Source organism: Pollutibacter soli (assembly GCA_029269725.1).
GTDB lineage: Bacteria > Bacteroidota > Bacteroidia > Chitinophagales > Chitinophagaceae > Pollutibacter > Pollutibacter soli.
Map to the genome: position 1 here is coordinate 142,570 of JARJHS010000006.1, position 11,936 is coordinate 154,505.

At 40.7% G+C, this 11,936-nt stretch carries 14 protein-coding genes; 6 read left to right on the plus strand and 8 right to left on the minus strand.

Annotation, left to right across the window (positions count from 1 at the left end; all coding sequences use genetic code 11):
* The first annotated feature begins 3 nt into the window (after positions 1-3).
* On the plus strand, positions 4-660 hold the full coding sequence (locus P2W82_RS15785; RefSeq protein WP_336516878.1) for a response regulator transcription factor: 657 nt from the start codon (positions 4-6) through the stop codon (positions 658-660).
* Between the two features lie 18 nt (positions 661-678).
* Here the strand turns inward: P2W82_RS15785 and P2W82_RS15790 are convergent, their stop codons facing one another.
* The gene (locus tag P2W82_RS15790; RefSeq protein WP_336516879.1) at positions 679-1,338 is read right to left on the minus strand and encodes a response regulator transcription factor; all 660 of its coding nucleotides are present in this window, start codon (positions 1,336-1,338) and stop codon (positions 679-681) included.
* 731 nt (positions 1,339-2,069) lie between these two features.
* Here P2W82_RS15790 and P2W82_RS15795 point away from each other — a divergent pair.
* The 5 genes from P2W82_RS15795 to P2W82_RS15815 all read left to right on the plus strand — a co-directional run bounded on the left by P2W82_RS15795 (position 2,070) and on the right by P2W82_RS15815 (position 5,481).
* Positions 2,070-2,444 (plus strand): hypothetical protein, encoded by a 375-nt coding sequence (locus P2W82_RS15795; protein WP_336516880.1) that lies wholly within the window; start codon positions 2,070-2,072, stop codon positions 2,442-2,444.
* A 172-nt stretch (positions 2,445-2,616) separates the two neighbouring features.
* On the plus strand, positions 2,617-3,168 hold the full coding sequence (locus tag P2W82_RS15800; protein WP_336516881.1) for a hypothetical protein: 552 nt from the start codon (positions 2,617-2,619) through the stop codon (positions 3,166-3,168).
* 35 nt (positions 3,169-3,203) lie between these two features.
* Positions 3,204-4,049 (plus strand): sensor histidine kinase, encoded by an 846-nt coding sequence (locus tag P2W82_RS15805; protein ID WP_336516882.1) that lies wholly within the window; start codon positions 3,204-3,206, stop codon positions 4,047-4,049.
* Positions 4,050-4,087: 38 nt separating this feature from the next.
* Positions 4,088-4,741, plus strand: coding sequence for a response regulator transcription factor (locus tag P2W82_RS15810; RefSeq protein WP_336516883.1), 654 nt, complete (start codon positions 4,088-4,090; stop codon positions 4,739-4,741).
* Positions 4,742-4,809: 68 nt separating this feature from the next.
* On the plus strand, positions 4,810-5,481 hold the full coding sequence (locus P2W82_RS15815) for a hypothetical protein (protein ID WP_336516884.1): 672 nt from the start codon (positions 4,810-4,812) through the stop codon (positions 5,479-5,481).
* A gap of 13 nt (positions 5,482-5,494) precedes the next feature.
* Here the strand turns inward: P2W82_RS15815 and P2W82_RS15820 are convergent, their stop codons facing one another.
* From P2W82_RS15820 to P2W82_RS15850, 7 genes are all read right to left on the minus strand, one after another.
* Positions 5,495-6,259, minus strand: coding sequence for a hypothetical protein (locus P2W82_RS15820; RefSeq protein WP_336516885.1), 765 nt, complete (start codon positions 6,257-6,259; stop codon positions 5,495-5,497).
* 9 nt (positions 6,260-6,268) lie between these two features.
* Entirely contained in the window at positions 6,269-6,631 is a 363-nt protein-coding gene (locus P2W82_RS15825; protein ID WP_336516886.1) for a DUF4296 domain-containing protein, read from the minus strand.
* 5 nt (positions 6,632-6,636) lie between these two features.
* Positions 6,637-7,560, minus strand: coding sequence for a type IX secretion system protein PorD (gene porD, locus P2W82_RS15830; protein ID WP_336516887.1), 924 nt, complete (start codon positions 7,558-7,560; stop codon positions 6,637-6,639).
* On the minus strand, positions 7,553-8,749 hold the full coding sequence (gene coaBC, locus P2W82_RS15835; RefSeq protein ID WP_336516888.1) for a bifunctional phosphopantothenoylcysteine decarboxylase/phosphopantothenate--cysteine ligase CoaBC: 1,197 nt from the start codon (positions 8,747-8,749) through the stop codon (positions 7,553-7,555). Before coaBC ends, porD begins: the two co-directional genes overlap by 8 nt.
* 106 nt (positions 8,750-8,855) lie before the next feature.
* Positions 8,856-9,197 carry a DNA-directed RNA polymerase subunit omega gene (locus P2W82_RS15840; protein WP_336516889.1) on the minus strand — a complete coding sequence of 114 codons (342 nt, stop codon included), beginning with the start codon at positions 9,195-9,197 and terminating at the stop codon, positions 8,856-8,858.
* Positions 9,194-9,991: an outer membrane protein assembly factor BamD gene (locus tag P2W82_RS15845; protein WP_336516890.1), complete on the minus strand. Its 798-nt coding sequence runs from the start codon at positions 9,989-9,991 to the stop codon at positions 9,194-9,196. Before P2W82_RS15845 ends, P2W82_RS15840 begins: the two co-directional genes overlap by 4 nt.
* 141 nt (positions 9,992-10,132) lie before the next feature.
* Positions 10,133-11,800: an OmpA family protein gene (locus P2W82_RS15850; RefSeq protein WP_336516891.1), complete on the minus strand. Its 1,668-nt coding sequence runs from the start codon at positions 11,798-11,800 to the stop codon at positions 10,133-10,135.
* Positions 11,801-11,936: the final 136 nt, after the last annotated feature.

An 11,936-nucleotide genomic window follows, 5' to 3' on the forward strand; every position in this document is an offset into this window, starting at 1 on the left:
CCGATGGAACAGAAAATTAAAGTTGCATTAGTTGATGACCATGTTTTACTACGTCACGCCCTTGCCAATCTGATCAACAGTTCAGATGAATATACTGTAACCATTGAAGCTTCAAACGGGAAGGAGCTTATTGCGAAACTAAATAAGGATGCTGCACCGGATATTGCAATTCTCGATTTAAATATGCCGGTCATGGATGGTCATGATACCGCTGCATGGCTGCAGCAAAATCATCCAACAATTCATGTACTTATGTTGACTATGTATGATTCGGAACTTATACTAATCCGGTTGCTCAAAACCGGGGTGAAAGGGTTTATGAAAAAAGATATTCATCCAACTGAACTGCTTTTTGCATTACAATCAGTCGTTGAACAAGGTTATTATTATTCGGCACATACCAGCAGCAAACTCGCCGGTTTATTTTTAGAAAATGAAGATAAAGTTCCCTTGTTTCAGAAAGTGATGTTGTCAGACCAGGAACTTGAATTTCTGAAATATGCGAGCACTGAATTAACCTATAAGGAAATTGCTCAAAAAATGAGAATGAATCCAAGGGCGATTGATGGTATCAGGGATGGTTTGTTCACCAGGCTCGATGTAAAAAGCCGCATCGGTCTCACGATGTACGCCATTAAACAGGGACTGGTAAATTTTTAAATGGGTAAATTGAAAAGGTCAGTCAATCAACTTATTTCTCATTCCGTACATCACAAGCCCAGCGATCGTTTTGGCCCCCACTTTAGTTTTCATGTTCTGCCGAATGGTTTCAATCGTTCGCGGCGAAAGATATACTTCTTTGGAAATTTCTTCTGTCGTTTTATCCTCTGCAATCAGTTTCAGAATTTTTAACTCTTTTTCACTGAGCTTTATCGGATTCGGGTAAAACTGGCGGACTGTTTTTTTGTTCTGAAGCTTCAGCATTACCGCCTTATTCACGAGGTCATTGAAATAAAAGTCCTCGTTCATGCAGGCCAGTATGGCATTATAGATCTCTTCAGGATCGGTTGTTTTAGTTAAATAGGCATTGGCACCCCTTTCCATCATTTTGGAGATCATTTCCTGGTCATCATACATGGTCAGTACAATGATCTTTACATCATCAAATTCCTTGCGCAGGAGAGTAATGGCATTCACACCGTCCATTTCAGGCATGCGGATATCCATTAATAATACGTTCGGACGTTTGATACGGATCTTATGCATCAGGTCTTTTCCATCCTCAGCTTCCCAGATGATTTTCAGGTACTCCCTGTTTGTCAAAGCCATTTTGATGCCATCCCTGAATATTTTATGGTCATCAGCGATCGCCACTTTAATGGGGTCATTAACGGACATAAGCGGTGGTTGGTTTAAGCGCAATCAATAACGTACAGTCAATCATCAAATTATTTACAAACATCGGAGTTCAACATTAAAAACCCATAGTAAAATTTCTTCGTTAATCTACGTTGGCGTCCGAAAAAATACGAGTAAAAAAACACTCAAACAAAGGCTTGAGGGGGTAAAAATAACAACACAAAAATCGGGCAATTCTGCTCTTGTAATTGAAAATCGGCTACCCTACTTTTGATTCGAAGTTGATTGACGAGGATTCAGCAAAACTCCAATATCCTGAAACCGTCCGTTAATGTATTTCCAAATCCAATTGAGAAACCTGACAGCCAAATCCAGTGTCAATCAACTTTCACTTTTTTATCCCAAGGTCCCGTTATTAAATCCACTTCTCAGCTCCTCAGAAACCATTTCAATTAATCCGTACCGCCTTACCCTTTCTCCAGAATCAGATCAATTTCCTTTTAAATATCTAGTGAAACCCCCAGATATTTATTAGCTAAACTACGATTAGCACGATCGTAAATTTACGCAAAGTTAAGCGTACTAATCCGCAATTTATCCACGTTTTATTACGGCATAAAACTTGTACGTCTGCTGACTATCAACGCTTTAAGAAAAATGCCCTGTGTCGTAAATTCCCCAGATTACCCAAACCCCTTGGTGGTTGACCGCTTCAAGGTCATATTTGGACTTATAACCAACCGTTCGAACAAACCACTAAATCTACAACTATGTCGAAAAATGAAGTTCTGATTGATGCAAAAACAGATTTGCATGCCGGTATCGGCGAGCACATTGGCTACGAATTAGGAGCCAAAATGGTAAAAGATTATTATACGAAAACCGGCGTTTCAGGTTTTCAATTTGTTGGTCGTAACATGATTGAAAAAATCCTTTCTCAACCTGATTGTGTAGGCATAAGTATCTACCAAGGTCTAGATGAAAATGGCAAAATGAAATATGTCTTTGTAGGAATTGATTCAAACAGCCAACCGATCCTAGAATATACAGGAGTAAATGAGGATGGGACTTTAAATAGAATTGAAGGATTAATCTCAGATAGAAATAAAGATGGTACTGGTTGGACGTCAATTATAAATCTTTAATTAGTAGTTAAATAATAGTTTTTATATTTGGCGGGTAAATCCCATCCGAATAGAAAAAGTTTTACCATACTTAGCGAGTTACTCCGCTTTAATACCGTTAAGCCTGTATCTTTTTAAAAAAGTAAAAGATGCAGGCTTAATTTTTATTTTTTACTGCCTTCTTTATGCCTTTTTGAATGACTTCTTACTTGCGATTCTTATAAGTAAGATTTCAAAGCAAGAATACCTATCTCTGAGAATTTATACTGTTGTTGAATTTGTTCTTATCTGTCTTTTTTTAAGAAAAGCTATACAAAATTCCAAGATAAAAAAAGCGATTCCTTTTTCAATTATCGGTTTCATACTTTTTGCTGCCGTTGATGTAATCTTTTTAGGATCTGACTCATTTGATTCTAACCCAACGGCTATCAGCTGTATTGTGATTCTTCTTTTGTGTGTTTATTATTTGTTTGAACAAATGAAGGATCCTGACAATTTGTTTCTGTATGCAAAAAGATATTTTTGGATTGTTGTTGGTTTGATAATCTTTTTTGCAGGCACTTTTTTCCTTTTTATTTACTCCCAAAAAGGGTTGTCAGATCCTGGATTCGAGTCCTCTTTCAATATTATTAATTCGTCATTTGTTCTTCTAAAAAATTTAATTTTCAGTATAGCGTTTATTATGAAGCCTGGTCAGAGCGGAGAGAATTCAATAAGAAGGAGAAATCCAGCTTTTCCAAAATAAAGTCTTCCTTTCAACCTAAATATAGTTGATAGTCAATGATATGGTTACAAGCATTACCACTACAGGCAAATAGTCCTGGGCCTTCCACCGTCCTCTTTTTTGGCACACTTGGTATGCTCGTCCTTGCCATTGGTCTCGTCGTTTTCATTGTTTTTCACCAACGCCGGGTAATCAGGTACCAGAACCAATTACAACGCATGGAAGAGGAGCAGCAAAAGATCCTGCTTAACGCCTCTATCCGATGGCAGGAGGAAGAACGTCAGCGAATTGCAGCGGATCTGCACGATGACGCCGGCCCGCTGCTGGCAACCGCACGCCTGTACCTGAACGAAAACCTGCTTAAACAGGAACTTAATATCCAGCTGCAAAGTATTTACAACGCCAAACAGATCATTGATGATACGATTCAGCTGATCCGCAATATCTCTCATAGCCTTATGCCCCCCACCCTCCGCAATTTCGGTCTGGAGTCTGCGGTGAACGATCTTTTCCAGAAAATATCGGGCTCAGGTTCAATGAATGCGAGTTGCAGGTTTCATGACTATCGTCAACGGCTGGCCCCTGACCAGGAGTTAATGATCTTCCGCGTAATTCAGGAGCTTGTAAATAATATACTTAAACATAGTAATTCAAGTTTTATTCACTTAACTCAGAATTATAGTGAGGACAGGTTTTATCTTCGCCTGCATCACGACGGGCGGGGTATCACCCAACAGGATTTCGATAAGATGAATAAAAGTTCATTGGGTCTTGGATTGAAAAATATTCAAAGCCGGATGAAAGTTTTGCATGGTAGTATTAATTTCGAGAAGGACCTCTCACAAACCTATTATAAAGTGACGCTGGAAGTACCTGTGATAAGTGAAATGGTGGCTTTATAACTGAAGTACCGGAATACCTGACAAAACCATAGGAAGAAATGAACAGCCAGATTAAAGTGGCTATTGCCGATGATCACAAGATTTTCAGGAAGGGTGTAATTCTTTCCCTGCGCTCCTATACAAATATTTCATTTGTGCAGGAAGCAGAGAATGGAGATGAACTTATATCAGGAATAGCAGATGCACAACCGGATGTGATTTTGATGGACCTGCGGATGCCGATGAAAGATGGAATAGAAACAACAAAAGAGATCAGTAAAAAATATCCCGATATCCGAGTACTGATTTTGACGATGTATGAAGATGAAAGATTTGTTGCGCACCTGATGGAAAATGGCGCCAACGGATATCTTCTTAAAAGTGCAGATCCCGCAGAAATCAGGAAAGCGATTATGGAAGTAATGGCCCGCGGCTATTACCTGAATAATTTTGTCAACCGTGTACTCCTCAAGAAATCACATACAAGAAGTAAATCCATTCCTACTCTGAGTACAGAAATTCAGCTGAATGAAAAAGAACGCGAAGTTATCAGGTTACTTTGCATGGAATTCACAGCTGCAGAAATTGCTCAGAAAATGGAAATCAGCCCCAGAACAGTTGAAGCCATCAAGGACCGCCTGATGGAAAGATTCGGTACAAAAAATACAGCCGGACTTGTTTTCTTTGCGGTGAAAAACAACTTGATCGACTAGATCTACTTTTTTTCAACCATCCTGTGCCAGAACCTCTGACCCTTTGTTAAGCTCAAAGCTTTACCCTTATGTTAATCCCTGGAGGAGTACTTTCTGGTGCACTGGTATCGTGGGTGTTGATTGCACCTGCTATCCCTTTATGCATACTTCTCGTACGTAAACCTCAATTCAATACACTTTCTATTTCCGTTATTTTACTTTGTGTGGTAAGTCTTCTGAGCGGAGCATTCCTGCTTGTATCTCCACAGGACAATCAGCACGAGAAAGGATTTCATCATTTTTCTATATTCCTGGATTTTCTATTTAACCTGATGGTATTACAGGCCTGCACTACAAACAAAATGATCCAGACGGTGATTCTTGCATCAGGACTTGCATTCTGCGGATTTTTTCTGAGCCTGATGTTTGCGAAAGACAGTATGCAGTTTCAGCCCATCCTTATCAATATCGGTTATGCATTGTTGTTTGTATTGTCCCTGATGGTGATTATTGCACAATTCCAGGATATCTCGAGACATCTGACTTCATCACCTTCTTTCTGGATTGCTGCCGGTATATTTTTTCAGTTCGGACTTCTGACACTTTTGTTTTTTCTCAATGAAAATTTGCGTAGCGATCAGTCAACAGATGAAAATGGTTTCGGACTGATGTTTACCATTATCAATTTTTTCCGGTTTATTTTCTTTTCTATCGGATTACTGCTGATTCCAAGGAAAAACGGGAATGGAGGTGTTAGCTAATGGACTTGAGCTGTCAATTAGTTTTCACCTGTTGATCTGATAAAATCGCTGCAATCAATTTAGGAATATCTGTTGTTGCCCTGGTATGATCTATCCTGTTCGCTAAAACGGGGTTATACTTCATCATACTTTCATAACTCTGGTCGAGGAGATCTGCGATCTGTTTCGCACCATGATCATTCAACCCGGCTTCCAGTACAGCATTGGCTTCATTATTCTGAAGGTCTTCTTTGATATCGAGCAGGTCATCTTTCACCAGGAAAAATGTCATGAGCGCATTCCATGCTTCGACTAATTTGAACGCTGTAGCCTCATCAAAATTCAGTACACACAATGAAAATAAAAATGCATCTGCTCTTGTCAATGCAGGGAAAGGTGAACCGAAACCCAATCTGTTTATGCCTTTGGTGTTGTTGAAGTATTTGTTGAGTTCGTCAAGAAACATGGTGTTTACACTGACTTTACTGGCATACGAAATGCACTCTTCAATATGGATATGCATCGGAATTTTTTCCTTCTCCTGCCGCGCTGCACTGTCCATAATCCTTTCCATCAGCAGCACATAATCATCACTCAGTAATAATTCTTTCCTTATCCCAATGCGAAATACAAGATCTACATAGATCGGGACAAAAATATAACCAGGTTGCGGTACAATATATAAGTGCCTTTTCTCCCAGTAGGAATTTTGTTTCGGAACCTCACGGTCTACAAAATATTTTCCGATCTGCAGATCTACGCCATAGGCCAGTTTCAGATCATCGTTGCTTAAAAACATGCGTTGAAATTAAAGCTTTACCGGGATTCTTCTGAGCAATGAAGTATCCCGTGATTTCTGTGTTTTTGAATAAGCGGAATCTGCCAGCTGTTTAAAAAGTGTAGGATGCAGTTTGTAAAAATTATAACTGGCTTCGAACTGCGTTTGGTCGACTTTATGAATTGCCAGTATCTTATCCATCTCAATCTGGATAAGAGAATCTTTTGCTACAGTACTATCCTTAGGTGAAAAATTCTCTACGAATGCTTCGGCCATCGCCAGATCAATAAATATTTGTCCCATTTTTTCCTGGGAAATAACATCGTCCGGAACGCGCTCTTCTCTTCTGCAACTGGCGGCTAAAGAAAAAATTATAATTAAAGAAATGAACAATCTCATCATTTTAACTCCTCCTTATACTTGGCCGCATTCGTTACGTCTATCCGTTGCAGTAATTCTGCTGCACGCATCTTATCCTGCGGCCCTGCCTTTTTAAATATCCTGATGATCTCTTCACTTTTGCCCTGGAAAAAGAAACTCATCACCATCAGGTTCGGACTCTCTGTATTGAGCGTACTAAGCATGCTGAAGCAGTTGATCAACTGTTCTCTGCTCTCCGCTTCATTTTCATACATTTTATCCAATCCCATCCGGTAATATGTGTAGTATGCATCGTGCACCACCGTATACCTGCTGTTCATGAAATTCTCTGCCAGCCAGTAACGATTACGTTGACCGTCAAAAGGTTTCCATCCACCAATACCACGACCATCCGGTGCGCTGTTTACAATGTTGATTGCTTTTTGAAAATAAGGATCACCACCGCGTGGAGAAAAACTATCATAGTCGAGTGCAAGAATTAAATTAACATAATAAGCTAGTATCGCTGTGAGATTAGCCGCCAGTGGCTCGGTACCTGCGACCCTGTTTTCGTTAAATTCTAACGGTTGAAACTCCTGGTACCGGAATGTGATGTCAACATCCTGGAAATTGAAAACAGGTGCCAGGTAAGAGGTATTGTACACTGGACGACCGGACTGTACCGTCAACGTTCCTTTGTAGACATCTGTTTCAACAACAGACTGCAAATTGATCAGGAAATTGCATTGAATTCTTTCATTGGGCTCAAATACATCAGAAGACCATTTCCTTTTGTTGATGAAATTGTTGAGCCCCGTTTGTAGGGTCTGAAATGTCTTGCGTGGAATCGTTGTTGGTATCTGATTAGCCAGTACAGTAACCTTTGCATTCAGTTCCTGGGCTTCTCCGCAAATGGTTGATGCCATCAAAATAATGATGGCAAGAAAGGTTTTTTTAGGCATGGATAATTTTTATAATTGCCTGGACAATATCTTCGGCCACTGCTTTTTTGGATTTCATATCAAACCTGGACTCGTTTCCTTTCCTGTCGAATATGGTGATTTTATTGGTATCGTGACCAAACCCTGCACCAGCATCATTTAAGGAATTCAGTACAATGAGATCTGCATTCTTGTCCTGCAGTTTGTTTTTTGCATTTACTTCTTCGTTGTTTGTCTCCAAAGCAAAACCTACCAGCACCTGGTTGTCCTTTTTAAGACCTCCGAGATTTTTTAAGATATCCTGGGTCTTTTTAAAATTGAGACTCCAGGTTGAGTCCGCTTTTTTAATTTTAATATCTGCTTTTTCGACAGGTGTGTAATCAGCAACAGCGGCAGCCATCACACCTATATCCATTGCGGGGAATATTGTAGTGCATGCATTATACATTTCCTGTGCAGATTCAACCCGGTTTACCTTTATTCCATTCAATTGAATATCCCCGCTCACCGGCCCCAGTACAAGTATTACGTCAGCTCCTTTTTCATGAAGTGACTTCGCAATTTCAATGCCCATTTTGCCGCTTGAATGGTTGCCAACAAATCGAACCGGATCAATCGCCTCATAGGTGGGTCCAGCAGTTACCAGGGCTTTTTTACCTGAGAGAGATCCTTTCTTAGCAAGAGCGGTCCTGATAATGTCAAGGATTTGCTCCGGCTCGGCCATCCTGCCTTCGCCAAACAAACCACTGGCCAGTTCTCCATTTGTAACGGGAATAACTTTATTACCGTAGCTCTCCAACTTTGTCAGATTCGATTTAACTGCGGGATGTTTCCACATATCTTCATCCATCGCGGGAGCGACGTACACAGGGCACGTGGCTGAAAGATATACGGCCAGCAAAAGATTGTCACAGGCTCCCGCAGCCATTTTTGCCAGCGTATTACAACTTAACGGTGCAATCACCATCAGGTCAGCCCATCGACCCAGCATCACATGGTTTGCCCAGGCCGATTCATCGAAAAGCTCAATGCTTACTTCGTTCTTTGAAAGCGTTCCAAGCGTCAGCGGGGTAATGAAATCGGCAGCTGATTTCGTCATCACTACTTTCACCTCAGCCCCATCCTTCACTAGTAATCTCACAAGGGTAGCGGTTTTATAGGCAGCAATACTGCCAGTCACTCCAACGACTATCTTTTTTCCGTTAAGCATGGATTTTTTTGAGGGAAAGTTGAGCTTACGAATTTACACAGGCAAATATTAAAAAAGCGACAATTTTTAGATTGTCGCCTTCAATACATTATCAGAAAACTGTTTATTAACTGAAAAGGTCTTCTTCATTTTTACGGTAGTACACTTTATCCTCCAGGAATTCAGCCGTTGAAAGAAGTGCCGGATTGGGCATCTTTTCATAAGCTTTTGAAATCTCGATCTGCTCTTTATTTTCATGGATCTCTTCGAGACTATCGGTATGGCTTGCGAATTCCTCCAGTTTGTTATGCAATTCTTCCTTCAGAGCGATATTGATCTGGTTAGCCCTTTTGGAGATAATAGCAATGGATTCATACAGATTTCCGGTTTTACTCCTGATCTGGTTCACATTTTTTGTATCCACCACATTGCTAAGACTATTGCCTACCTGCCTGCGTAATCTGCTCATTTGGTTAAAGCTTTTATATTATTTTGCGACAAAGTTAAGTAACGTTCGGCATCCTTCAATAATTTACTTTCAGGGTAACGATCCTGAAAATCCTGCACTTCCTGAATTACCTTTTCATAACGGGCCGGCTTTTTTTCATCATAACTCATGCTGGCAAACTTGTAATATGATTTGATAATCATGAGTTTATAATCTTCCGACTTTGGAGAATCCGGGTAATTATTACTTAAAGTCGTGTAAGCCAGCGCAGCGGCTCGAAAGTGCCCGAGGTTATAATAGAGCTGAGCACTTGATTGTTCTTTTGCTTCCAGCTTTTTTACGCTGGTAGCAATAATCTCTTCCGCTTCTTTATTTTTAGGAGAGCCCGGATGACCATTAATAAATATCTGCATCATACCTATCGCCCTGATGGTATTGGTCTGGTCCAAATCGGGTTTTGGAGATTGTTTAAAGTAGCTGTATGCCTGCATATACTCAACTTCCTCAGCTTTAGGACTATTGGAGAAGGTCTCCAGGAAGCTTTTGAAGAGGTTTTCTGCCACTTCATAGTCCTTCAGATAATAATTACAATAAGCGTATTTGTAATAGAGGTCCTCAAATTGGGGGGTGCCTTTATAAATCGGGAACAATTCCTCATAAAGGGTAAGCGCTTTCTTATAGCTTTTTTTCACGTAGTACTGCTCCGCCATCCGGAGTTTATAATCGTAATCCTTGCTCTTCAATACTTTATTGTACTTGGAACAGGAAGCAAAAAGAAAGGTGGATATGAATAAAATAATATAGCTATTCTTCATAAAGGCGGGCAAAAATAGTGTTTTTAAGTATTCCGAAAACTAAAAATAAGGGCTCAAAAGCGGTCTGCACGTTAATGATCTTATAAAAAAACAGACCCTCAAAACGAGGGCCTGTTTTTAAATAAATTCTATTTGATAAGATTATCTTCTTCTGAGGTTCGGGTGCGGAGCCGGAACTGTGTTCGGACCTTCATCACCTTCGCCGGCTGCTCTCAGGTCAACTGTGTTAGGATCACCTTCAGTCAGACCGTATTTGAATACAAACCTGTCAGAGCTGATACCCTGTTTGTCAACCATGAAATTGATGATTGAGTTAACGCGATCCCAGCTCAGCTGCTGGCTTGATTTGCTAGGTTCACCATAACCACTAACCACCACTTTACATTTAGGATTATTCCTCATTCTTTCAGCAACTGTTGCCAGAACTGCTTCAGCATCTTTGCTGATTTTAGAAGAATTTCCTTTGAAAGAAAGGCTTGGAAGATCGCCTATATTACATTCATTCAGTTTATCGAGTTTACCCATCAGATCAGTACAGCATGCAGGATCCGGGCATTTACCGACACCGTCAGCATCTACTGGCTGACATTCTGTTGGAGTGATCAGCTGTTTGTCTTTGTAATCAGGAACACCATCACCGTCTGTATCCTTGCTCACACCATGCGAATCAACCGGCGCACCTGCAGGGGTATTGGGTTCATTGTCGAACTGGTCTGTGATACCATCACCATCAGCATCGTCCAATACTGGTTTTGGCATTTTCATGCGTTTTGGAGCATTCAACTCGCTGTAAGCAAATTCCAATGGATTCAGCCAGTAGAGTGGTTCAACAGCTTTTGCACCAATATTGAAGTTGATACCAACACTCATGAAATTATAGCTGTCAAAACTGCGGGTAAGAGTCGCATCACCCAGCGGTTGTTCCTGCCAGCGCTGACCGTCCAAAAGGTCATCAGAAATAAATGTGTGGCGATCTTCGATCGCGATATTAATGCGTTTGTTCACTTTGAAGGCAACTCCAACACCAACAGTTCCTGATCCTTTTACAGTATTACCGAACAGTTTCGCGCGGGTGTTACCGTAGTTTTCAGCATCTGTTTCGTAAGTGTCATCCATCAGATCCTTAAGAGCTTTCCTTGTATCTCTCTTGTCTTTGTAAGCATCAGAAAGTGCCGGGAACACATAAGCCTGACCACTTGCATTCAGTGCGTTGATCTTCGTATCATACCAGGTTAAACCGGCACCAGCGAAAAGATAAAACTGGACGTTTGTATTTGCTTTGTGGAAGCGAATATTATTCAGAGAAAATACTCCCTGCAGACCGAGATCCTGAACCTTTGACTTGTAGTTGTAATAAATTTTCTGGGTGGTTGGAATCCTGTCCCCTGTAGAGCTTACTCGGTCACCAGCATAACCATTTCCTTCCCAGGCTGGATTCTTACGATAGTTGGTTGCTGGCTGGTAGTGAAGGCCACGACCAATACCGAACATATATTCTAATCTGAGTGAAAATAAATAACCGAAAGATTTTCTAACGTGAGCACCGAAACCAATATTCGGGAACAAAGAAGGCACGTCACCAGCTACGAAAAAATTACCAACCTTTACACCAATCTCCCATTGATTGCGGGGTTTAGCAGGATAGTAATATTGATTGTTCATAAATTCGTTCTGCTGAGGAACTCTCGAAGCGGGTATGAGAGAAGAATCTCTCCAATCGTATCCACCGGTGGGGGTTACCTGAGCCGTCACAGAGGAAAAAGCCAGGGCCAGTAACCCCAAAAGCAGTGTGTACTTTTTACTAGACATAATGTTAGAATTGATTAGAATTTATTTATTTTATGGTCAGATAAGCAATGCTAATGCCCAGTGCACGAAACAAAAGTATTAAACGAGGGGCATATGGCAAATTTTTTAGAGATTAATTTCCCCCCGTCAGGTACTG

What these genes read in the sequence shown, in the direction of transcription:
- P2W82_RS15810 (WP_336516883.1), top strand. Translation starts at nt 4,088, where the DNA reads ATGAACAGCCAGATTAAAGTGGCTATTGCCGATGATCACAAGATTTTC.
- coaBC (WP_336516888.1), bottom strand. Translation starts at nt 8,749, where the DNA reads ATGCTTAACGGAAAAAAGATAGTCGTTGGAGTGACTGGCAGTATTGCT.
- P2W82_RS15795 (WP_336516880.1), top strand. Translation starts at nt 2,070, where the DNA reads ATGTCGAAAAATGAAGTTCTGATTGATGCAAAAACAGATTTGCATGCC.
- P2W82_RS15845 (WP_336516890.1), bottom strand. Translation starts at nt 9,991, where the DNA reads ATGAAGAATAGCTATATTATTTTATTCATATCCACCTTTCTTTTTGCT.
- P2W82_RS15805 (WP_336516882.1), top strand. Translation starts at nt 3,204, where the DNA reads ATGATATGGTTACAAGCATTACCACTACAGGCAAATAGTCCTGGGCCT.
- P2W82_RS15840 (WP_336516889.1), bottom strand. Translation starts at nt 9,197, where the DNA reads ATGAGCAGATTACGCAGGCAGGTAGGCAATAGTCTTAGCAATGTGGTG.
- porD (WP_336516887.1), bottom strand. Translation starts at nt 7,560, where the DNA reads ATGCCTAAAAAAACCTTTCTTGCCATCATTATTTTGATGGCATCAACC.
- P2W82_RS15815 (WP_336516884.1), top strand. Translation starts at nt 4,810, where the DNA reads ATGTTAATCCCTGGAGGAGTACTTTCTGGTGCACTGGTATCGTGGGTG.
- P2W82_RS15790 (WP_336516879.1), bottom strand. Translation starts at nt 1,338, where the DNA reads ATGTCCGTTAATGACCCCATTAAAGTGGCGATCGCTGATGACCATAAA.
- P2W82_RS15850 (WP_336516891.1), bottom strand. Translation starts at nt 11,800, where the DNA reads ATGTCTAGTAAAAAGTACACACTGCTTTTGGGGTTACTGGCCCTGGCT.
- P2W82_RS15785 (WP_336516878.1), top strand. Translation starts at nt 4, where the DNA reads ATGGAACAGAAAATTAAAGTTGCATTAGTTGATGACCATGTTTTACTA.
- P2W82_RS15820 (WP_336516885.1), bottom strand. Translation starts at nt 6,259, where the DNA reads ATGTTTTTAAGCAACGATGATCTGAAACTGGCCTATGGCGTAGATCTG.